The sequence below is a fragment of the Halorientalis persicus genome (assembly GCF_900110215.1).
GTDB classification, from domain to species: Archaea; Halobacteriota; Halobacteria; order Halobacteriales; family Haloarculaceae; genus Halorientalis; species Halorientalis persica.
The window spans coordinates 58328-79251 of the sequence record NZ_FOCX01000021.1 but is presented as its reverse complement, the minus strand read 5'-3'; the positions used below and the strand labels follow the sequence as shown (position 1 = coordinate 79251).

Here is a 20924-nt window from a genome sequence, read left to right as displayed (position 1 = left end):
GAATTTCGGATCGATAGCCATTGATCTATCTCTGTAATTGTATCTGCCGAGCCTGTTCACTATCCGAGCGAGCCCTCCATCTCGAGTTCGATGAGGCGGTTGAGCTCGACCGCGTACTCGATGGGCAGTTCTTCGGTGATCGGCTCGATGAAGCCGGCGACGATCATCTGCTTTGCGTCGTCGTCGTCCAGCCCACGCGTCTCCAGGTAGAAGACGTCCTCGTCGCCGATCTTCCCGACGGTGGCTTCGTGGGCCACGTCGACCTTGTTCTCCTGGATCTCCATGTACGGCATCGTGTCCGACGTGGACTCGTTGTCGAACATCAGCGCGTCACACTCGACGCTCGTACTGGCGTTCTCCGCGCCGTCGGCCATGTGGACCAGGCCGCGATAGTTGGTGCGGCCGCCGTCCTTGCTGATGGACTTGGACTCGATGGTCGACTTCGTGTCCGGCGCGTTGTGGTAGACCTTCGCACCGGTGTCGATGTTCTGGCCTTCGCCGGCCATCGCGATCGTGATGTGGTTGTCCGTCGCGCCCGGCCCCTTCAGAATGGTCGAGGGGTACAGCATCGTCGCTTTCGACCCCATCGAACCGGACACCCACTCCATCGTCCCGTCGGCCTCGGTGATGGCGCGTTTGGTGTTGAGGTTGTAGGTGTTCTTCGACCAGTTCTGCACCGTCGAGTACTGGACGTGGGCGTTCTCCTTGACGAACACCTCGACGCCGCCGCTGTGGAGGTTGAACGCGGAGTACTTCGGCGCGGAACAGCCCTCGATGTAGTGGACTTCGGAGTTCTCCTCGGCGATGATGAGCGTGTGCTCGAACTGCCCCATCCCGTCGGAGTTCATCCGGAAGTACGCCTGAACAGGCATGTCGACCGTGGTGTCCTCGGGGACGTAGACGAAGGATCCGCCCGACCAGATAGCGCCGTGCAGCGCCGCGAACTTGTTGTCGCTCGGGGGCACGGCCTTGGTCATGAAGTACTCTTTGAGGATCTCTTCGTGCTCCTGGACGGCCTTGTCCATGTCACAGAAGATGACGCCTTTCTCCTCCCAGCGCTCCTGCATGTTCTGATAGACGATTTCGGACTCGTACTGGGCGCCCACGCCCGAAAGGGCGTTTTTCTCGGCTTCCGGAATGCCCAGTTTGTCGAAGGTGTCCTGAATCTCGTCGGGGAGGTCCTCCCAGTTTTCGGCGCCGCCGCGTGTCTCGATGTCCGGGCGGATGTACGGGACGATCTCGTCGACGTCGACCTCGCTCAGGTCGGGTGCGCCCGGCCAGTCGTCGGGCATCGGCATCTGCTTGAACTGCTCGAGTGCGCGGAGCCGCCGGTCGAGCATCCACTGCGGTTCGTCCTTGTCCTCGCTGATGACCCGAATGGTCTCCTCGTCGAGACCCTTCTCGGCCTCGAAGGCCGAGTTCTCCTCCTTCTTGAACTCGAAGCGCTTCTCGGTGTCGGTCTCCTTGAGATGGTCTTGATCTGAACTCATTGTTGGTGTATGTGGTTTGTTTCTCTAAACATATTAGCCTGTGCTAGCTCTGAACGGTTACGCGGCCTCCGCGACTTCTTCGCGCACCCAGTCGTACCCCTTGTCTTCGAGTTCTTCCGCCAGCGAGGCGTCGCCGGACTTGGCGATCCGGCCGTCGATCATCACGTGAACGTGGTCCGGTTCGACGTAGTCGAGGATCCGCTGGTAGTGGGTGATCTGGAGGACACCTGCACCCTCCTCGTCGCGCAACGCGTTGATTCCGTTCGAGACGTCCTGCAGGCGGTCGATGTCGAGCCCGGAGTCGATCTCGTCGAGCACGGCGATCGAGGGTTCCAGGATCGCAGCCTGGAGGACCTCGTTCTGTTTTTTCTCCCCGCCGGAGAAGCCGGCGTTGAGGTACCGCTGGGCGAAGCTCTCGTCCATGTCCAGCAGCTCCATCTTCTCCTGCAGGATCTCCTGGAACTCGGCGACACCGATGTCACCCTCTTCGGGGTCGCCTTCCATCGGCGAGGTGTCGTAGCCGGCCGCGTCTTCCTTGGTGTCACCACCCTCGGCCTCGGCTTCCTCCTCGTCGTCCTCCTCGAACAGTTCTTCGCGCTCTTCGAGTTTGGCGTTCAGGGCCGTCCGCAGGAAGTTGACCATCGTGACGCCCTCGATCTCGGCGGGGTACTGAAAGCCCAGGAAGATACCGAGCGCCGCGCGCTCGTTTGGCTCCAGGTCCAGAAGATTCCACGTCCGGAGGTCTTCGGGAACGTCCTCGTCGAGGTCCTCGAACTCCTCGTCTTCGAGGTGCAACAGGACTTCGCCCTCGGTCACTTCGTACGCCGGGTGGCCGGCGATGATCTTCGCGGTCGTCGATTTCCCGCTCCCGTTGGGACCCATCAGCGCGTGGATCTCACCGGATTCGACCTCCAGATCGACCCCGCGCAGGATCTGCTCACCGCCCTCCTCGGCAACTTCAGCGTGTAGGTTGGATATTTCGAGTGTTGCCATTGTTTAGGGACACCTAAGTCGTCCCAAACTGGGTGCGAGACGTTCATAATACTTTCGCATTCACCCAGGTAGGATTTCGTCAATGGAAAATTTGATTTCGTATTCTGGAAACCCGAATCCGCTGACTGCGACAGCGACCACCCCGTACCGGGCTGTTACTGCGGCCGGCCACGGCAGACACGACGACCATCGAATCCGACGGCCGGGGCCTGTTTTCGCCGATGAATGCGTGAAATGCCCACAACATTCATGCCCCGTAGCTGAATAGTTCTGATGGGAATGTTGCAGTTCAGCTGGCTCCTGTTGGTCCTCGTCTTCCCGCTTCTCGTCGCAATTCCGACGATTTTCGTGATCGTCCGGAACTTCGAGAATCCCCGCCTGTCGCCAGTCCCGCCTCTCGTGTTGATCGTCGCGGTGTCGCTGTGGTGTCTCAGCGACGCGGCCCGACTCGCAGTCACCGGTATCGAGGCGAAACGCGCGCTCTATCCCGGCTACTACCTGATGGGGACCGTCGTCGTGGTTTCGCTGTTCGTCTTCGCCGCCGACTACACGGAACGGACCGAGTGGCTGGAACCGAGCCGGCTCGGCCTCGTCACGTTCCCGGTATTGGTCTCGACCGGCCTCGAAGTGACGAATTTCGGCTCGTGGACGATCGAGTCGGCGACCACCGTCACCCGCAACGGCGTGATGGTCGCCGACGTGACCTGGGGACCACTGTTTTACCTCCACCACGGCCTGGCCTACTGCTTCGTCGCCGGAGCCGCGTTCATGTTTCTCACCTACGAGACGACCAACCGCCACTACCGTGGACAGGTTCGGTCCATCGTCGGCGCACTCACCATCCCGTGGTTCCTCAACGTGGCCTATCTCGCCGGTCTGACCACGTTCAACTACACGAGCATCGGCTTCGCCGCCGCCCTCCCGATCGGCGTGTTGATGGTCTTTCGCTACCGGATCCTCCGTCTCATCCCCGTCGCCCGGTCCTCGGTCGTCGAAGAGATGGATACCGGCTACCTCGTGTTGGACCGTGGCGACGCGGTGGTCGACGTCAACGACCGCGCCGCGGAGTTGCTCGGGATGGAACCCGAACGACTCCTCGGCTGTGACCGGGACTTCCTCGAAGCGACGTTCCCGGAGATCGCGACCGCCTTCGACGGCGGTGAGGGATTCGACACCATCACCCGGGAGGAAGACGGCGACGAGCGATACTACAACGTCGAAACGTCGGCTCTGGGCCCCGGCGACGACGGGACGGCACCGGACACCGGTTCGGTCGTCCTCTTTCAGGACGTGACCGCACAGATCGAGGCACGCCGACAGCTCCGCGATCAGAAAGAGCGCCTCGAAGAACAGAACGAGCGGTTGGAGGAGTTCGCCAGCATCCTCTCCCACGACCTCCGCAACCCACTCTCGGTCGCGGACGGACGACTCGAACTCGCCCGCGACGAGTACGACAGCGTCCACATGGAGAAAATCGCCGAGGCCCACGACCGAATGGACGAACTCATCTCGGACGCGCTCGCACTGGCCCGACAGGGACAGACGGTCCTGAACCGCGAGCCAGTGTCGCTCGACCGGATCTGTCGGTCCGCGTGGGAGAACGTCGACACGGGGTCGGCGACCCTCGAAATCGTCACGGACCGAACCGTCTCTGGCGACGACTCACAGCTCACCCAGCTGTTCGAGAATCTCTTTCGTAACGCCGTGGAACACGGCGGCCCGGACGTGACGGTCACCGTCGGCGATACCGACGGCGGCTTTTTCGTCGCCGACGACGGTCCCGGCATCCCCGCCGACCAACGTGACGCAGTCTTCGAGAAGGGGTTCACGACCAGCGACACCGGAACCGGGTTCGGACTCAACATCGTCGAGACCATCGCCGACGCCCACGGCTGGGAGACGACGGTCACCGATTCCGAGACGGGGGGCGTCCCCGCGAGTGAGACGAGCGGGGGCTCGGAAGACGAACGGTGTGCGTCTTCCGGTGCACGGTTCGAGTTCACCGGCGTCACCGACGCCCCCGACACCGATGTCGGGGTCGAGTCGGTCCCCGACGCTACATGAAGTTCCCGAGCCCGGTCTGTTCCTGCCCGCTTTTGACCTCGTCCCAGGTGATGTCCAGCGCCTCCAGAATCCGCTCTATCGGGCCTTTGAGCGTCTTGTCGAGCATCTTCTCCCAGTCGACCTCGAACTCCTCGGGGACCTGATCCTCGTACTCGAAACAGATCACGTCCGGGTCGCGCCGGAACTCGCCGTACAGCGGGTCCGTCGAGGGGTCAAGCCCGTGTTCGGCCTCGACCTTGTCCCAGAAGTCCGAGTGAACCCTGTCGAGGTAGAGTCGTTTCGGTTTCGACCCCGAGGAGAAGTTCGTCCCCAGCAGGAGATTGGCGTACTTCGCCCCCCGGACCTGCGCGGTGTCGGTGTCGTAGTTGTCCAGTTTCTTCCCGATGCCCCCCGGGATGGCGATCTCGTCCAGGCTGGCCTCCTCGTTCTCGAACTCCTGGATCACGTCGTGGACGTAGTCTTTGATGTCTTCCACGTCGGCCCCCGTCACGATGCGGTCGATCACTTCCTTCTGGACCTCCTTGGTGATCGGCGCGATGTCGCTACGCTGGTACTCGAAGCCCGTGATGTCGATATCGTCGACGTCTTTGCCCTCTTTCCAGACGATGTGCCCGGCGTAGCGTTTCTTCTTGCCCGCCTGGAAGAAGCGGCGGTAGAGCTTCTCGAACTCGATTTCGAACCGATGGAACTCCGCGTTGAGCTGTTCGAGTGCGAAGTCGTCGTAGGATTCGTTGATTACTTCTTCGAGTTCGAATCCCTTCTGGATCGTCGCGGCGATGGTCAGGAGTTCTTCATCGTCCATCTCTGGGTGTTTCTCGCGCATTTCGTCGGTGACCACGACCTCGCCTTCGACGTCGTCCGGGCCGACGCTCCCGAGTTCAAGCATGACGGAGTCCGTATCTCCGTATACGGCCTTGTATCCCTGTTCTTCGACGACCTCGTCGGTGTACTCGATGACATCTCGGCCAGTCGCCGTCACCGCCGCACCCATCTCCTTGTCGTACAGTCGGAATCGATCCCACCCCAGGACGCCGTAGAGTGACTGCCCGACGAACTGGAATTTACCGTTCCGGCCGGCCATGAGGGTGTTATTGTCTTCGACCGTGACGCAGTACACGCCGTCGTCGGCCGTGGAACGGTCGGCGCTACGATGCATACGGAGCGTATTCTTGCTGTCTTCGGTGACGTAGATTCGGTACGCGCCGCTGTCCTCGTTATAATTGGTAGTGAGTCCAAGATGTGCACAGAGCCGAAGCACGTCGTCGCGGAGTCGCTCGCTCGCGGTGCTGTACCGCCAGGAGTTGGTCTGCCAGTCCCCGTCACCAGCGATGAGCGTGTCGAGGAACAGGCGTTTCTGGCGTTGGCTGGTCTCGAAAACGAACTCCGGAATTCGCTTCTCGAAACTGTCAGCCCCGGCCGTCGATTCGAACCACTCGCCGAGCAGTCGGGACGTGAACTGGTACCCTTTTTCGTCGACGTACGGGTCGAACTCCATCCGGTCGAGGAGGTCACCGATGGTAGCGTGGTCACCCTGACCGCCGTCGGGAAGTGCATCCTGTGCGATATTGACCGTCGTAGAGCTACCGCGAAAGTTCTGACCGAACTGTTTGTCTGCCGAGGTGTAGACGTTGCCCTCGGTGATGTACCAAGCGAGCAGTTCGAGGAAGTCGTCGCCGTCGTAGAACCGCGGGATCCACTTCCGGTCGCGCTCACTGTGGACGTAGAACTCCGAACAGGCTTCGTCGAGGTACTCGCGGTGTTCCTCGAACTCGTCCGCGGAGAACACGTACCCGGTGTCGTCAATCTCCTGCCGAACGATCTTGTCGGGGTACCAGCCCACCTCCGCCGCGAGGGTGTGCCCATGAACGTCATTGTTCGTCCACACTTCGTAGTCACCGTCGAGTAGTTCTGTCAGGTCGACCGTTGCCAGTTCCTCACCATCCGGACCGTCCCAGTCGTGGGGGAGTTCGTAGTTCGTCGCGTCGTCCAGTTCGCCGGCTTCGACGAACCCGTACTCGTCGTCGGTGATCCCGTTCGTCTCGTTCTTCCGGACGAGCATCCGGTGATTCGGGGTCACACTGAAGTCGATCTTGCTCGTCTCGATGTCGACCAGTTCACCGCGGTAGTCGGGATAGGCGTGTGTCTCGACGACCGGTTTGACCTCCATTTCCACCGTCTCGGGGTCCAGCGAGTACACCTCGTCGCCGACGTCGAGGTCCCGGATATTGCGAACGCCATCGGGCGTCAGCACGTCGGTATCCGGTGTGAAACAGTTCATAATCACCTTGACAGCCGCCTGCTGACGGTCGAACTGCTCGTACTCGCTGGAGTCGGGATCGTGGTCGTTCCGCAGGGATTTCTTCTCCTCGCGTTCGGTCAGCAGTTCGTCGACCATCTCCCGGATGACCCCGTCGGGTTCCTTCCGGAAGTGCTGGCCGTTCGGGGCGCGGAAGGTATCGCCCTCGTAGGCATCGGGGTCGACCTTGGTCTCGGGGCTGGCGTTGATGGTGACCATGCACATCGGATAGAGGCTCTTCAGGTCCAGCACCGTCACCATCTCCCGGACGCCGGTGATCGGGTCGAAGACCGCGCCGCCCTCGTAGTCTTCGGCGTCGTGTTGGCCCTTCGAGGGGAGCGCGAAGTTGCCGTGGAGCTTGTGGAGGACGTACATATCGACGGCGTCGCCGGGCGTCGTGGCGTCTTCGAGTTTACAGCCGACGAAGGAGGCGACTTCCTGCCAGAAGGGGATGATCTCCTGTTGCTCGTTCAGTTCCACGCAGAGTTCCACGTCCCGGAGGTTGTACTCCAGCAGGCGCTCGGGGTCGTCCTCCCAGAGATCGCCGATATCGCCCGGATAGCGTTCCTTGCCCACGCCCAGTTCCTGCTCGCCGACCGCGTCCAGCCGGTAGGAGTCGAGTTCGGTGAACTTCGTGCGCTGATAGGCATACAGGAGGTCGAAGACGACCCGGCCCTTGATGTTCGGTCCCTGCCAGTTGTTGCGCCAGACCTCGTTCACGCGAGAGAGTCGTTCGATCGAGAGGTCGTAGTCGTGGTGGGGGCCCTGGAGTTCTTCGAGGCGATCGAGGAGGTAGGGAACGTCGAAATCGTCGCAGTTGTGGACGAGACAGTTATCCGCGACGAAATTGTGCGTCGTCGTTTCGATGTCGTACGTTGTTTCGGTCCCTGTGACAGTCACGTCTTCTACAGCTACGAATACGTATTCCTCCCACTGTTCGCTGGTGGTCTCGTGGCGTTTCAGGTTGATACCTCGTCGATGTTTATCTCGACCGATGCGCTTCTCGTGGCTACCCGTCTCAGCCTCGAACAACGCATAGGGAATGTTCTCGCTCTGACCGCTCTTCCCGCCTTCGAGCGCCTCGATCGCCTCGACCTTTTCGGGATGATTCATATGGGGAAGAATCGTCCGCTGCACCCGGTTCAGGTCACGCTCCGCGTCTGGGACACGAACGATGTTTTCGCGCTGCTGCGCGTATATCCCCAGACGGCGGAACAGTTTGGTGTACCACTCTCCGATCGAACGGTTTTCCGCGGCAACGACTACGGACGACGAGACACTCCCGTCCCCGTCGATGACGCCGGCGAGGAATCGAGCAACGTACTCCTCGGGGAGTTCGTACACCTGCGAGAGGTCGACGTCGCGTTCGTTCTTGTCACCCAGGGGTATTCCAAGCCCGTTGAACACGTGCAGCCTCGCCCAGTCGAGAACGTCCTGTTTGTAACAACCCTTTCCGTCGGGTTGGAGGGCGTTATCACCGGGGAACTGCTCGTGCAACTCCTCGCGGGTGTTGTAGAACCGAATCCCGTCATCAGTCGACATCGTCCCGTCCGTGAGGACGAGTCCGGCAAGGTAGACTTCGGTTTCGGAGATCTCGCGGTCCAGTTCGATACCGTTACGCCGATATTCACGACCACCATCCGGCAGTGGAACTTCGTATGTGTCCGCTGCGGTCCGACAACGTTCGGGAGTCCAAACGTCAGTTTTCGGATGATACAGTGTCTCTTTCGTCACTTCGAACTCGTCGGCGAGTTCGGTGACCGCTCCGTTCGGGAGTGCAGACTTGAATTCTTTTACTTGTGTTTTATCGATGAAACGCTGGTTCTCGGGCGGGACGAGTTCCGACAAGGCCGGAATGGTTGGAGAATCGATATTCAGTTTCCGAGGCTTGAGAACGTAGTCCCCCGGTTCCACGTCGTTACCTCGCTTCCAGTCGACCCGTTCGTCGTCACCGATCATGATCCGGTGGTCGCCAGACGAACGGAGCGACGTTCCGTCGGCGAGGTCGAACTCGAGAACCTCTTTCTCGCTTTCCCACTTGTTCGTCACTTCTGCCACTGCGGTCTGCTGTTGATCGTTGCCAACCACTTCGTCGCCAACCTGAACGTCCTGTATCTCTCGGACTGTCCCGTCAGCCATCGAAACCTCGCTGTCAGCCGGAAGACAGTTCCAGCCAGTGACGAGATCTGGATCGGTGTCTTGGACGACGTAGTCCACGAACGCTTCCAGCATCGCCTCTTCCTCCTCGAAGACACGCACGTCGGCCTCGAAGTCGTCCTCGATGGGGTCGTACTCCGCGAGGGCTTCGGGCGGGTCGATGCCCTCGTCGGCGTCGAGCAGCCACGTGATGTACTGGTCGTCGTAGGAGTCGTGGGAGGTGAGACAGACGATGGTTTCCTCGCCATCCTCGGGGAAGCCGTGGCGGTCGTCGACTTCGATGTCGAAGACGTTGACGCGGGGCTCGGCGCTGGCGTCGACGGCCTCGATCTCGTCGTGGGGGACCCGGATGGGCTCGTCCGCGGCCTCGCGACGGACGGGCACGCGCACGCCGCTGGTGATGTCCTTGTCGATCAACAGGCGGTTGGGAAAGAGGATGTCGGCCTCGTAGTGGTCGAACTCGTCGCGCATCTGGCCCACGTCACGGGGAGTCTGGCCGAAGATCTTGGTCAGGCGCTCGCCGCGGATGGATTCGTAGGGTTCGCCGTCCTCGTCTGTCTCCTCCCAGTCGGTGATCCGGTCGCGCTGGAGGTCCGCGTCGGTGAGCGAATCGGTCGGCGCGTAGAAGTAGGGCCTGAACTCGTAGACTTCGACGTGGACCTGTTTCTCGGCTTCGGGGGTGCGGCCGAAGAGGTGGACCACTGGGAACTCGTCGTCGCCCCGGCCCTCGACGGTGTAGTCGATCTGCGTGACCGCGAACGTCACGTACTCGTCGGCGTCGGGATAGCGGATGTCGTCGAGGTCGACGATCTCGAAGGCGTCGCCGCCGTTGCCGGCGACGGCCGCGGCTTCCGCGGCCGCGTCCCGGCCCTCGTCCTCGCCCGCATCACTCCCCGTTCCGTCCTCGAACGCAGAGAGACCTGTCTGTGTTCCGTCCCCGGTCTCGTCCATACTGTCCACCCGTTCGAGACCCCCGACTAAAATCCCGACGGTCCCTGCGTTTCGAGCCGCGACGGGAACACAAGGTATATGGCATGACACGTCATACCACATTTCGAAGCGACATGACGGACCGCGCAAACGGAAGTCGGTCGGAGTTGGACAGTGCCGAAACGGGACCGGACGGCCCCGAAGTCGAGACAATCGAGGCCTACGAGACCGACGATGGAGTGGTCCTCTACGACGCCCAGAACCCGCTGGCGTGGGTCCAGTCGAGTGCGGCGACGACGCTGGACGACGCGGTATAGGACAGTCACGGAACCCTTTTCTCGGCGGCTATCCGACGACGGAACAGTGAGCGACGACGACCAGCGCTGGCCTCACGAACCGGACGATCCGGGGAGTTCCGAGCATCTCGAACCCGACCCGGAGCCGGATCCGGACCCGGATCTGGGGCCCGACGTGCCGGCGGTCGACATCCCGGAGCCACCGGACCCCGACGCCGCCGACGTGCCTGAGGGACTGGCCGGGTCGTTCTGGAAACTCGTCGCGATCTTCAACCTCGCGCTTTTCGCGGTCGCGCTCGGCCCGATGCTCGCCGTCTTCCGGGGCGAGTGGGTCAACGGCGGGGCGGTGTTTTTCATGGGTGTCGCCGTCTTCTTCTACGGCTACGTGCGCTACCAGCGCGCCAAAGCGGCGTTCGTCGACGACGACTGACGATCGGCGGCGACCGAGCAGGTCCAGAACGGTTACCAGCCCCCGAGTCTTACCCCCGGGCAATGCGTACCGTCCACGACGGCTCCGGCACGCGACTGCTGCTGGTCAAACAGTCCGACGATTCGAGTCGCGTCCGCGACCCCGAAACCGGCGAGGAGCGGTACATCCCGAACGACGATCTGGAGTTCGTCGACGAATCCCCCCTCGAAACCGCCGCCCGCACCGTTCCGGACGCGGCGCGGACGATCCTCGGCGCGGTTCGCGACGACCGGGCACTCGGCCTGCTCTTCGAACTCGACCGGCGCGGCGCGGTCGCGGTCCGCGATCTGATGGGTGGCTACGACCTCTGTGAGAGCGATCTCCACGGTCTGCTCGGGGAGTTCCGCGCCGCCGGGCTGGTCGAGGAGGCGACCGTCGCCGGCGAGCGGGGCTATCGACTCACCGAGACGGCGGGCGAGGGGCTGGCTCACCTCCGGGACGAGCCAACCGAGTCCGGGGACGGGGCGAGCGAAGCCGGGGGTTAGTCCGTCGCGGCGTCGGCGAGGACCTCCCGCGTCGCCTCGTCGGGGTCTTTCCGTGTCACCGTCGACCGGTTCGTCGTGGCGTCTTTCGAGACCGTCACCAGATCGTCGGCCGCGCCGAACAGTTTCTCGTCGTGGCTGACGACGAGAATCTGTTCGACGCCGAGGTCGTGCATATGCCTGATCAGGTCGACGAGCCGTGAGACGTGACCCGAATCGAGGAACACGGTTGGTTCGTCGAGGATCAGCGGCGGCATCGGGGCGGCACCCTCGATCCCCTCGGCCAACAGCTGGTAGATCGCACAGCGTAGACTGAGGTTGAACAGCGCCCGCTCCCCGCCGGACAGCTGTTCGGGGTCGAGGGGCTGGCCGTCTTTCTGGTAGACCGTGAGTTCGTACTCCCCGTCGAGTTCGATCCGGGAGTAGGAATCGTTGCCGTAGATCAGGTCGAACGTCTCGTTGAGCATCCGTTCGAGGCTCTCGACGTTTCGTTGTCGCAACTCGGCGCGTAGCTGCCCGTACATCTCCTGCAGACGCTCGGTCTCGCCGTACAGCGAGTCCAGCCGTTCGACCGTGGCTTCGAGGTCGTCGTACCGGTCCCGCAGGTCCTCCAGCGCCTCGATTTCGGTTTTGACGCCACCGATCTCGTCGATCAGGTCGTCCCGTTCCGCCCGGAGTTCGTCGAGTTTCGGCTCGACCTTTTCGATGTACTCGACGGCGCGTTCTTTCTCTTCGCGGGCCTGCTCGACCGCCGACTCGTCGAACTCGGCGTCGAGTTCGTCCCGCTGGTCGCGTTTGTCCGCCAGTCGGTCACGTCGCTCGTCGTTCAACTCGGCCTTGTTGGTCCGTTGCTCGCGCAGGCGCTCGATCTCGTCCTCGCAGTCGCCGACGCGCTCGAACGTCTCCCGGATCGCTTCCAGCCGGTCGAGGCGCTCGCTGATCTCGCCGCGTTTCTCGTTACACTCGGCGACGGCCTCGCGTTCCGCTTCTGCCGCCGACTCGGCCTCGTCGGCTTTCTCGCGCTTTTGCTCGGCCTCGGCATCCAGGTCCTCGGCTTCGTCACGGAGCCGTTCGATCTTCTCGACGGTCTCGTCCAGTCCGTCTTCCTGTTCCTCGACCAGCTGTTCGACGTTGTCCAGATCGTTCCGGAGCGTCTGGAGTTCGTTCTCGCGGTCGACCAGATCGCTGGCCTCGGCGACCTCGTCTTCGAGGCGTTCGCGACGCTGTCGGACCGAGACGAGTTCGTCCTGCAGGTCGTCGATCCGTTCGCGGTGCTCGTCGATGGACTCGACGTGCGGGGAGTCCTCGACGGGCTGGCCACACTCGGGACACTTCCCCTGGTCCAGCAGCGCTTCGGCCTCTTCGAGGGTATCCTGAGCGTTTTTCAGTTCGGTTTCCAGTTCCGTCTCCCGCTCGCGGGCCTCGTTCAGTTCGTCCGCGAGTTCGTCCCAGTGGTCGCTGGCCTCGCCGGTCTCGACGGGCGCGCCCTCGAAGGCCTCGCGTTTGGCCTCGATGTCGGCTTCCAGTCGCTCGATCCGCTCGCGTCGCTCGGCGAGCTTCTCCCGCGTCGCCGCGAGTTCGCTCGCCAACTCCTCGGCCTCCTGGCGCCTGTCCGCCGCACGCGTCTCCAGATCCGCGGCGCTCTCGCGGAGCGATTCGGCCTCGCTCGTGTGTTCGCTGGCTGTGACGCGGTGGTCCTCGATGTCGTCGCGCAACTGCTCGTCCCGGGATTCGAGGTCCGTGATCGTCTCGTTGACCGTCGCTTCGTCGGGGTCGTCGAGGGCCGACTCGGCGAGCAGGTCGGCACGTTCGGCCTCGATCTCTTCGATCTCGGTTTTCAGCTCGCCGATCCGGTCGCCGAGGCGCTCGCGCTCGCGCTCGGTCTCCTCGATGGTCTCGGTCAACTCCTCGATCTCCGCTTTGAGTGACTGGAGCCGCTCGCGTTTCTCCTCGTGTTCTTCGAGGAGCGCCTCGGCCTCGTCGCGAGTTTTGACGGCCTCCTGTCGGTTCTCGTCGAACCGCTCGATCTCGGCTTCGAGTTCCTTGCGTTCGGTCTGGAGCGCGTTGAGCCGGCCGTGGAGGTCCTGGTCTTCCTTCCGTTCGATCTGGGTCGCGATGTCGTCGAGCAGTTCCCGCTTGCCGTCCCGAACGTGTTTGACGCCGAGTCGGGCGTTGCTGGCCCGTTCGCGGTAGTCCTCCAGCTTGCCGAGCTGGAGCAGGTCGTCGATCATGTCCTGACGGTCGGCGGGGGAGGCGTTGATGAGTTTGTTCACCTCGCCCTGACGGACGTACGCGCAGTTGACGAACGCTTCGTGGTCCATCCGGAGCAGTTCCGCGACGTGCCCGCGAACGGCGCGAGCGCCCTCGTAGGTCGCCTCGGGCGTCTCCAGCACGCACTTGGCCGTGGTCGCCCGGTCGTCGGTCACGCGCACCCGCCGCTCGACGTGGTAGGACCCGCCGCCGTGGGAGAACCACAACTCGACCGTGGCGTCTTCCGCCCCGATGGTCACGACCTCGTCCAGGGTCTCGTCGAGGGCGCGGGCCCCGTACAGCGCGAAGAAACAGGCCTCCAGCAACGAGGACTTTCCACTGCCGTTCAGGCCGTGGATGACCGTCACCCCGCTGTCGAGCGTCAGGTCCGCGTCCCCGTAGCACTTGAAATTCTCCAGTCTGACTCGCTCGAATCTCATTCGAAATCACCCAGCGAGGGTTGGTCGTTCACGTCGGTGTCGGAAGCAGCATCGGCAGCCGCCGACTGCTCCTCGCCCGCGTCACCGCCGTCGGTCTTCGTCGGTTCCTCGGCCGGCGTGGAGTCGGTAGCATCGTCGGTCGGCGTCGGTTCCTCGGCCGGCGTGGAGTCGGTAGCGTCGTCGGCCGGCGTCGGTTCCTCGGCCGATTCAGCGTCCGCGCTGTCGAGTTCGGCGGGGCGGAACGCATCTGCGTCGCCCTCGTCGAGGATCTCCCGGACGCGACGTTCCACCTCGTCGGTGACGTTCGAGTCGGCGGTCTTGCTCGCCCGGACGGTCTCGTCGATGTCGTGGGCCGCCTGGCTGAGTCCCATCTCGCGGATGCGCTCCGCGACGGCGTCGTCGGGGTCCGCGAAGTTCACGTCGATCTCGCCGCTGTCGGTGACCTCGCGGTGGTCGGTGACGCGAGCGACCAGCGCGCCTTCTTCGTCGGCGTACTCCTCGATACTGGCCGGTGCGACCGGCTCGCCCTCGCCCTCGACGTGGACGACGACGACCGCGTCGTCGAGGTCGTGCTGGCCGACGCGTTCCCGCACCCGCTCGACGCCCTCGCCCTCGCCGAGTTCGACCTCGACGAAGACGAACTCGCGGGTCGGGAGCCCGCGCCGCCTGATCGACACCTGCTCGTCGAACTCGACGATGTTGTACCCCCGATCCTCGCGCTCGTCGGCGCTCGCCCGCTCGGTCGACCCGCAGTAGGTGATCCAGGTGTCTTCGACCTGGGCTTTCTGGGGTTTGTGGTTGTCCCCGAGCAGGACGGCGTCGAAGTCGACAGTGGACTCCTGCAGGAGTCGCTCGGTGTCCCAGTCGGCGTATTCGAAGGGCTCGAACAGGCCGTGGGCCACGAGGGCGCTGTGGGCGGCGTCGTGGGATTCGAAGTCGTAGTCGAGGTCGTCACGCTGGGAGCGCGGCACGAAATCGAGCCCGTAGAACGCGGTGTCCCCGACGGTAACCGGCTCGTCGCCCAGTCGCGTCGCGAGCCCGAGCGACTCGAACAGGTCGAGCCACTGGGCGTCGCGTTTGGTCTCGTGGTTGCCGACGATGGCGAGGAAGGGCACGCCGGCGGCATCGAGGTCCCGCAGGACGGAGAGCGTGCCGAGGATATCGGGCAGGTCCGGCCGGCGGTCGTGAAAGAGGTCGCCGGCGTGGACGAGGGCGTCCACGTCGTCCTCGACCGCGTCCTCGGCGACCCGGCGGAAAGCGTCGAGGAAATCCTCGCGCCGCTCGGGCCGGTGGTACTGCCGATACCCGAGGTGGGTATCACCCGTATGTATCACCCGTGTCATTTCTCTCCTCTTGGACACCATCCCGTAAAGTGGTTCCGCGACCGGAGTGAAACTGGTCGGACCGAACCGCCCGCCGGAAGTCGGTCAGGACGTTCCGGGCCCGCCGACCACGACGGACGGCCGCGTGGTCACCTGCCTCCTCGGCCGTCTCGATGGCGTCGTCGAGACGGTCGAGCCCGTCGGCGTCGAGGAAGTCGACGGCGGTCGCGACGGATTCGACGGCGTCCTCGGCGGCCGTCACGACGGTCCGGTAGTCGTCGCCGCCGAACCACCCACCATCGGTCGGCGGCTCGGCTGACTGCGCTGCGAGACGCGAGAGGGCGCGCTTGACGGTGGCTGTATCGGGCACGCGACGGAGTGGTCGTGTGCCGGTACTTGAACGTTCGGACGACCGCCCGGTTACGGACGCCCGTGGCGCTCGACGCGCGGTCCGACTAGCGGGACTCGTCGATGGTCAGCGTGTAGATACGCTTGCGCGCGTCCGAGAAGGAAAACCGCGACTCGACGACGTCGACCTCCTCGAGTCGATTCAACCCGTAGCGAACGGTCCGGGGCGGCAACAGCGTCTCCTCGGCCAGTTGACTCTGGGTCAACGTATCGTTATACTCCAGGGTCTTCGCGACCAGTTTGGCACTGGGCGGGAGCTCTCGCACTGCGTCCCAGCCCCCGGCGTCGGCATCCGTTCCCGCGGACTCTGAGGCACTCATGTTACCCGTCAGTTGCACATACAGGCTAATAATATTTCCTGTTCTAAATTATTCTCATCAGTAATCACCCGTGGCCGGAATCGCCGGGCTTCGGGCTTGCTTCGGTGCTTGTGTCTACCCGAAGTCTCTTATTACTACATCCCCTAATCGGTGTCAATGACTGACACCGTGGACGACGTCGAGTTGCCCTACGACGAGGACGCTTCTCAGCAGGAGAAGATCAACGCCCTCCAGGAGCGGCTCGAAGTCCTCGAGTCCCAGAACGAGGAGATGCGGGACAAGTTGCTGGACGCCAACGCCGAGAACAACAAGTACCAGCAGAAACTCGAGCGGCTCACCCACGAGAACAAGAAGCTCAAGCAGTCCCCGCTGTTCGTCGCGACGGTGCAGGAACTCACCGACGAGGGCGTCATCATCAAACAGCACGGCAACAACCAGGAGGCCCTGACCGAGGTCACCGACGAGATGCGCGAGGACCTCGAACCCGACAGCCGGGTCGCGGTCAACAACTCCCTCTCCATCGTCAAGTCCCTGGACGACGAGACGGACGTTCGCGCCCGCGTCATGCAGGTCGACAAGAGCCCCGACGTGACCTACCAGGACATCGGCGGCATCGAAGAACAGATGGAGGAAGTCCGCGAGACTGTCGAGATGCCCCTGAAGAACCCCGGAATGTTCGAGGACGTGGGCATCGACCCGCCGAGTGGTGTCCTCCTCCACGGCCCGCCGGGCACGGGGAAGACGATGCTGGCCAAGGCTGTCGCCAACCAGACCGACGCCACATTCATCAAGATGGCCGGCTCCGAACTCGTCCACAAGTTCATCGGCGAGGGCGCGAAACTCGTCCGGGACCTGTTCGAGCTGGCCCGTCAGGAGGAGCCTGCCGTCGTCTTCATCGACGAGATCGACGCCATCGCCGCCAAGCGGACCGATTCCAAGACCTCCGGCGACGCCGAGGTCCAGCGGACGATGATGCAACTGCTCTCGGAGATGGACGGCTTCGAGGACCGTGGTGAGATCCGGATCATCGCCGCCACCAACCGCTTCGATATGCTCGACCGCGCCATCCTCCGCCCCGGCCGGTTCGACCGGCTCATCGAGGTCCCCAAGCCCGACGCCGAGGGTCGCGAACAGATCTTCCAGATCCACACCCGCGACATGAACGTCTCCGAGGACGTGGACTGGACGGCACTCGCCGAGATGGCCAGCGAGGCCTCCGGCGCGGACGTGAAAGCCATCTGTACCGAAGCCGGGATGTTCGCCATCCGCGACGACCGCACCGAGGTCCGCATGACGGACTTCGAGGAAGCCTGGGAGAAGATCCAGAAGGAGAGCGACGAGACCGAGGACGTCTCGAAGACGTTCGCATAGGACCGGTACTCCTTGTTTCGACTGTTCCCAGTCGACCCTTCGAGGACGCCCTGGTTTTCGAGGCTACTGATCACACGGCTGGCCGTCGACTGGCACCTGACGAGTCACGATCCATGATTGCATCCTCTCGATCGAGATGCAACCAGTAGCGAAATCGGGAGCCCACTGGCAGGTGATCAAAAGGCGAATCAGCGCGGCGCGGCCGTTACAGTACCGAGAAGATGAGGAACGGCACCACGAACAGCACCACGAACATCGCCACGAGGATGAGCGCGTAGCCAGCGACTGTCCCACCGATAGTGAACCACGACGGATGATCGAACTTCTCGACGAGGTCGGTCATGGTGGAGACATTCGGGGCGCGGAATTTAGTTGTACCGACTCGATTCAGGCCAGGATCTCGGCGATGCGGCGCGGCTCGCCCGACAGCGCCGGGTCCTCGGCGACGATCTTCAGAACCTCGTGGTCGGTCACGTCGGGATAGGACTTGCCGATGGCGTTCTCGATGAGGGACTTCTCCAGGCGGAACTCGGTGCCCTGGTACACCACGTCGACACCCTGTTCGTCGAAGGAAAGCGCCGTCATGCCGCGGCGGTACGCCGTCGCCGGTAAAAAACTGCGCGGTGTCACAACCGACGGATCGGGCCACCCGGCACGGCGATCCGCCCAGCGTCAGACGTTCGTCAGACGTTGCCCCCGAGTTTAATATCGGTCCCGACAGTTGTGCGGGTGTGCCGCTGCGCTCGGATCTCCTGGACGAACTGCAGATCCCGGACGGGACCACCGTCGAGGAACACGACCTCGTCACCGGCGGGGACGTGATCGTCGGCGGCCAGAGTACCGTCGAGTTCGGCGTCCGCGGGCACAACGTCATCGCGGGCGAGCGCGTCCACTTTGGCGGCGACATCGAGGCCGAAGGCGACTGTCGGCTCGATATGTGGAGCGACGTGGCCGGTAACGTCCTCGTCGGCGAGAACGCGTACATCGGCGAGCGCGTCCACGTCGGCGGCCAACTGATGGTCTCGGGCGACCTCGACATCGGCGACGACGTCGACATCGAGGAGGGCTTCGAGGCCAACGGCTGGATCGTCATCCGCAATCCGATGCCGACCATCGTCTTCCTTTTCGTGTACCTCTCGCATCTCCTCCGGCTCGGCGAGGAGGAGGCCGCCGACGAGGTCGTCTCCGAAGTGCTGAGCGAGGACGGGGTCGAGGGCGACCCGGTCCTGATCCCCCGGAACGGAAGCGTCAGCGACGACGCCTGGCGCGTCTCGACGCCGGCCACCGTCGGCGACGACTGCCGACTGCACGGCAACATCCGCGCCGAGCGGCTGGCCGTCGGCGAGGACACCGTCGTCTTCGGGAGTCTCCGCGCCAAATCCGACGTGCACGTCGGCGCTGGCACGGAGATCAAAGGCGACGTGACGACCCGGGACGGCACCGTCAGCGTCGGCCCGGACGTGACCGTCTGGGGCGACATCTCCGCGACCGACGTACAACTGCACGAGGACGCGACCGTCGAGGGATCTATCCGTGCGCGCGGAGAGATGACCATGTTGCAGTCGGACTCCGGAACTGGAGCGCCGGAGGACGAATCGGCGACCGACGGCCCGGCCGAGGAGGCCGCGGACGACGACGCCGAAAAAACGGGCGACGCGGACGAAGAGTCGGCCGACGGGGCCGACGACGAGCGTGTGACTGTGCCCGAGGAGGACGACGACGCGGAGACAGAGCGTGTGACTGCGGAGGACTCGGAGGGAGAGCGTGTGACTGCACCCGAAGACGGGTCCGACTCCGTCGACTCCGACGACGACTACCGCGAGAACGGCCACGAGGCCGGCCTCGCGGAATAAGTCGACCCTTTTGCGGCGAGTCAGTGACAGCCAACGAGCGCCGCCACAACCCCCGGAACCGAAAGCCCCTTCCACCCATCCCGGGTATCTCGGGGTATGCTTTCGGTCGCTCTCGCCGGCAAACCAAACGCCGGCAAGTCGACGTTCTACACGGCCGCGACCAGGGCCGACGTCGACGTCGGCAACTACCCCTTCACGACGATCGACGCCAACCGCGGCGTCAGCTACGTGCGGACGGACTGTCCCTGCCTGACCCGCGACGAGCGCTGTGGCGACGAACACTGCCGGGCGGGCAAACGCTACGTCCCCGTCGAACTGCTCGACGTGGCCGGCCTCGTCCCCGGTGCCCACGAGGGCAGAGGACTGGGCAACCAGTTTCTCGACGAACTCTCGAACGCCGACGCCATCCTCAACGTCGTGGACGCCTCCGGCGGCACCAACGAGGAGGGCGAACCCGTCGAGGTGGGCGAACACGATCCCGTCGAGGACGTGGACTTCGTGGAGGAGGAGATGGACCTCTGGCTGGCGAGCATCGTCGACCGCAACTGGGAGTCGGTCGAACGGCAGTCTCGCTCGCCGGACTTCAAGATCGACGAGGCGCTGGCGGAGATGCTCACGGGCGTCGGCGCGACGGAACTCGACGTGGCCCGGACCCTCCGGGAGCTCGACTATCCCGAGGACCCGATCCAGTGGACCGACGAGCACCGCGAGGCGCTGGCGAGTGAGATCCGCCAGCGCACCAAGCCCATCGTCGTCGTCGCGAACAAGGCCGACATCGCGCCGGAGGGCAACGTCGAGCGCCTCCGGGAGGCCGCCGAGTACGTCGTGCCCGCGACCGCCGACGGTGAGCTGGCGCTTCGCAACGGGGCCGAGGCGGGTATCGTCGACTACGACCCCGGCGACCCGGACTTCGAGATCGTCGGCGACGTGAGCGACGAGCAGGCCGAAGGGCTCGAACGGATCCGCGAGGTCATGCAGGAGTGGGGCGGCACCGGGGTCCAGCAGTCGCTGAACACCGCGGTGTACGACCTGCTCGATCACCTGACGGCCTATCCGGTTCAAAACGAGAGCAAGTGGACCGACGGCACCGGGAACGTCCTGCCCGACGCGTTCCTGCTCCCGGAAGGTTCGACGCCGACGGATCTCGCCTACGCCGTCCACTCCGACATCGGCGACGGGTACCTCCACGCGGTCGACGCAAAGGACGGCCGCAAGATCGGTGATGACCACGAACTCGAAGAGGGCGACGTCATCAAGATTGTCAGCTCCGCGAAGTAATCAGGCTTCGGCGATCTCGATTTTCCCGGCCGCTCGCTGCTGGCGAGAGGCAAGCGTGTCCAGCACGCGCTGGAGGTACTCCCTGTGGCTCACGTCGCCGAGAATGGCTGCCCGCGCCCAGTCGGCGTCGATCACATACGACGCCGTGGGCACGGCGGCCTCACCGGCGTAGATGTGGACCGTCAGTTGCGGTCGGCCCGCGCCGTCGCGGACCGCCAGCAGATACGCGCTCGCGACGGCCGCGACCCGCTCGGTCACGGCGTCTGGGTCGTCGGTGTCCGTGACACGATAGCCCAGCGACATCGCGTCGTCGGCGACGACCAGCGATTCGAGTTCCGCCTCGGTAACGTCCAGTGCTCTGGAGATTGCTTTTTGAAACGTCGGCATGTGACCCCTTCCCGTATGACACGAGAAGACCTGCTCCCCGGTAGGGGTGATGCCGGCTATGCCCCCTTATTTTTAAGAAAGTTGATTATTACCGACTGGAGGGGTCAGAAAGCAATTT

General features: G+C 63.7%; 17 protein-coding genes. 7 read left to right on the top strand and 10 right to left on the bottom strand.

Features of this window, described 5'->3' with window-relative positions; translation table 11 throughout:
• Window positions 1–59: 59 nt before the first annotated feature.
• Entirely contained in the window at window positions 60–1490 is a 1431-nt protein-coding gene (sufB, locus tag BMX17_RS18375) for a Fe-S cluster assembly protein SufB (protein ID WP_092662821.1), read from the bottom strand.
• Window positions 1491–1547: 57 nt separating this feature from the next.
• A complete protein-coding gene (locus BMX17_RS18370) occupies window positions 1548–2483 on the bottom strand; it encodes an ABC transporter ATP-binding protein (protein ID WP_092662819.1) in 936 nt (311 codons plus the stop codon).
• 279 nt (window positions 2484–2762) lie between these two features.
• Between BMX17_RS18370 and BMX17_RS18365 the strand changes: the two genes are divergently transcribed.
• Window positions 2763–4547 (top strand): histidine kinase N-terminal 7TM domain-containing protein, encoded by a 1785-nt coding sequence (locus BMX17_RS18365; protein ID WP_170845473.1) that lies wholly within the window; start codon window positions 2763–2765, stop codon window positions 4545–4547.
• On the opposite strand, the gene BMX17_RS18360 is transcribed toward BMX17_RS18365, so the two are convergent.
• Window positions 4540–9951 carry a DNA polymerase domain-containing protein gene (locus tag BMX17_RS18360; protein WP_092662815.1) on the bottom strand — a complete coding sequence of 1804 codons (5412 nt, stop codon included), beginning with the start codon at window positions 9949–9951 and terminating at the stop codon, window positions 4540–4542. The genes BMX17_RS18365 and BMX17_RS18360 overlap by 8 nt on opposite strands.
• 113 nt (window positions 9952–10064) lie before the next feature.
• Here BMX17_RS18360 and BMX17_RS18355 point away from each other — a divergent pair, with 113 nt between their 5' ends.
• From BMX17_RS18355 to BMX17_RS18345, 3 genes are all read left to right on the top strand, one after another.
• The gene (locus BMX17_RS18355) at window positions 10065–10247 is read left to right on the top strand and encodes a DUF7331 family protein (protein ID WP_092662813.1); all 183 of its coding nucleotides are present in this window, start codon (window positions 10065–10067) and stop codon (window positions 10245–10247) included.
• Between the two features lie 46 nt (window positions 10248–10293).
• Window positions 10294–10656 (top strand): DUF7322 domain-containing protein, encoded by a 363-nt coding sequence (locus BMX17_RS26350; RefSeq protein WP_092662811.1) that lies wholly within the window; start codon window positions 10294–10296, stop codon window positions 10654–10656.
• Window positions 10657–10718: 62 nt separating this feature from the next.
• Window positions 10719–11180, top strand: coding sequence for a DUF7346 family protein (locus BMX17_RS18345; RefSeq protein WP_092662809.1), 462 nt, complete (start codon window positions 10719–10721; stop codon window positions 11178–11180).
• Here BMX17_RS18345 and rad50 read toward each other — a convergent pair.
• From rad50 to BMX17_RS18325, 4 genes are all read right to left on the bottom strand, one after another.
• Window positions 11177–13867: a DNA double-strand break repair ATPase Rad50 gene (gene rad50, locus BMX17_RS18340; RefSeq protein WP_092662807.1), complete on the bottom strand. Its 2691-nt coding sequence runs from the start codon at window positions 13865–13867 to the stop codon at window positions 11177–11179. The two genes, BMX17_RS18345 and rad50, sit on opposite strands and share 4 nt — an antisense overlap.
• A complete protein-coding gene (gene mre11 / locus BMX17_RS18335) occupies window positions 13864–15210 on the bottom strand; it encodes a DNA double-strand break repair protein Mre11 (RefSeq protein WP_092662805.1) in 1347 nt (448 codons plus the stop codon). The genes rad50 and mre11 overlap by 4 nt, the downstream gene beginning before the upstream one ends.
• The gene (locus BMX17_RS18330; RefSeq protein WP_092662802.1) at window positions 15185–15559 is read right to left on the bottom strand and encodes a DUF7966 family protein; all 375 of its coding nucleotides are present in this window, start codon (window positions 15557–15559) and stop codon (window positions 15185–15187) included. The genes mre11 and BMX17_RS18330 overlap by 26 nt, the downstream gene beginning before the upstream one ends.
• A gap of 85 nt (window positions 15560–15644) precedes the next feature.
• The gene (locus tag BMX17_RS18325; RefSeq protein WP_092662800.1) at window positions 15645–15917 is read right to left on the bottom strand and encodes a winged helix-turn-helix domain-containing protein; all 273 of its coding nucleotides are present in this window, start codon (window positions 15915–15917) and stop codon (window positions 15645–15647) included.
• A 156-nt stretch (window positions 15918–16073) separates the two neighbouring features.
• On the opposite strand from BMX17_RS18325, the gene pan1 reads away from it, so the two are divergent.
• The gene (gene pan1 / locus BMX17_RS18320) at window positions 16074–17288 is read left to right on the top strand and encodes a proteasome-activating nucleotidase Pan1 (protein WP_092662798.1); all 1215 of its coding nucleotides are present in this window, start codon (window positions 16074–16076) and stop codon (window positions 17286–17288) included.
• Window positions 17289–17493: 205 nt separating this feature from the next.
• Here the strand turns inward: pan1 and BMX17_RS26345 are convergent, their stop codons facing one another.
• Window positions 17494–17631, bottom strand: a complete 138-nt coding sequence (locus BMX17_RS26345) for a hypothetical protein (RefSeq protein WP_170845472.1) — start codon at window positions 17629–17631, stop codon at window positions 17494–17496.
• Window positions 17632–17675: 44 nt separating this feature from the next.
• Entirely contained in the window at window positions 17676–17873 is a 198-nt protein-coding gene (locus tag BMX17_RS18315) for a DUF5800 family protein (RefSeq protein ID WP_092662796.1), read from the bottom strand.
• A gap of 146 nt (window positions 17874–18019) precedes the next feature.
• Between BMX17_RS18315 and BMX17_RS18310 the strand changes: the two genes are divergently transcribed.
• Both BMX17_RS18310 and BMX17_RS18305 read left to right on the top strand, forming a co-directional pair.
• The gene (locus BMX17_RS18310; protein WP_092662794.1) at window positions 18020–19141 is read left to right on the top strand and encodes a polymer-forming cytoskeletal protein; all 1122 of its coding nucleotides are present in this window, start codon (window positions 18020–18022) and stop codon (window positions 19139–19141) included.
• A 96-nt stretch (window positions 19142–19237) separates the two neighbouring features.
• Window positions 19238–20419, top strand: coding sequence for a redox-regulated ATPase YchF (locus BMX17_RS18305; RefSeq protein ID WP_092662792.1), 1182 nt, complete (start codon window positions 19238–19240; stop codon window positions 20417–20419).
• Here the strand turns inward: BMX17_RS18305 and BMX17_RS18300 are convergent, their stop codons facing one another.
• On the bottom strand, window positions 20420–20806 hold the full coding sequence (locus tag BMX17_RS18300) for a DUF8159 domain-containing protein (protein WP_092662789.1): 387 nt from the start codon (window positions 20804–20806) through the stop codon (window positions 20420–20422). It abuts the gene before it with no gap.
• Window positions 20807–20924: the final 118 nt, after the last annotated feature.

Excerpts from the sequence above, each read along its gene's own strand:
- sufB (WP_092662821.1), bottom strand. The coding sequence starts at position 1,490 with ATGAGTTCAGATCAAGACCATCTCAAGGAGACCGACACCGAGAAGCGC.
- BMX17_RS18370 (WP_092662819.1), bottom strand. The coding sequence starts at position 2,483 with ATGGCAACACTCGAAATATCCAACCTACACGCTGAAGTTGCCGAGGAG.
- BMX17_RS18365 (WP_170845473.1), top strand. The coding sequence starts at position 2,763 with ATGTTGCAGTTCAGCTGGCTCCTGTTGGTCCTCGTCTTCCCGCTTCTC.
- BMX17_RS18360 (WP_092662815.1), bottom strand. The coding sequence starts at position 9,951 with ATGGACGAGACCGGGGACGGAACACAGACAGGTCTCTCTGCGTTCGAG.
- BMX17_RS18355 (WP_092662813.1), top strand. The coding sequence starts at position 10,065 with ATGACGGACCGCGCAAACGGAAGTCGGTCGGAGTTGGACAGTGCCGAA.
- BMX17_RS18345 (WP_092662809.1), top strand. The coding sequence starts at position 10,719 with ATGCGTACCGTCCACGACGGCTCCGGCACGCGACTGCTGCTGGTCAAA.
- rad50 (WP_092662807.1), bottom strand. The coding sequence starts at position 13,867 with ATGAGATTCGAGCGAGTCAGACTGGAGAATTTCAAGTGCTACGGGGAC.
- mre11 (WP_092662805.1), bottom strand. The coding sequence starts at position 15,210 with ATGACACGGGTGATACATACGGGTGATACCCACCTCGGGTATCGGCAG.
- BMX17_RS18325 (WP_092662800.1), bottom strand. The coding sequence starts at position 15,917 with ATGAGTGCCTCAGAGTCCGCGGGAACGGATGCCGACGCCGGGGGCTGG.
- pan1 (WP_092662798.1), top strand. The coding sequence starts at position 16,074 with ATGACTGACACCGTGGACGACGTCGAGTTGCCCTACGACGAGGACGCT.
- BMX17_RS26345 (WP_170845472.1), bottom strand. The coding sequence starts at position 17,631 with ATGACCGACCTCGTCGAGAAGTTCGATCATCCGTCGTGGTTCACTATC.
- BMX17_RS18315 (WP_092662796.1), bottom strand. The coding sequence starts at position 17,873 with ATGACGGCGCTTTCCTTCGACGAACAGGGTGTCGACGTGGTGTACCAG.
- BMX17_RS18305 (WP_092662792.1), top strand. The coding sequence starts at position 19,238 with ATGCTTTCGGTCGCTCTCGCCGGCAAACCAAACGCCGGCAAGTCGACG.
- BMX17_RS18300 (WP_092662789.1), bottom strand. The coding sequence starts at position 20,806 with ATGCCGACGTTTCAAAAAGCAATCTCCAGAGCACTGGACGTTACCGAG.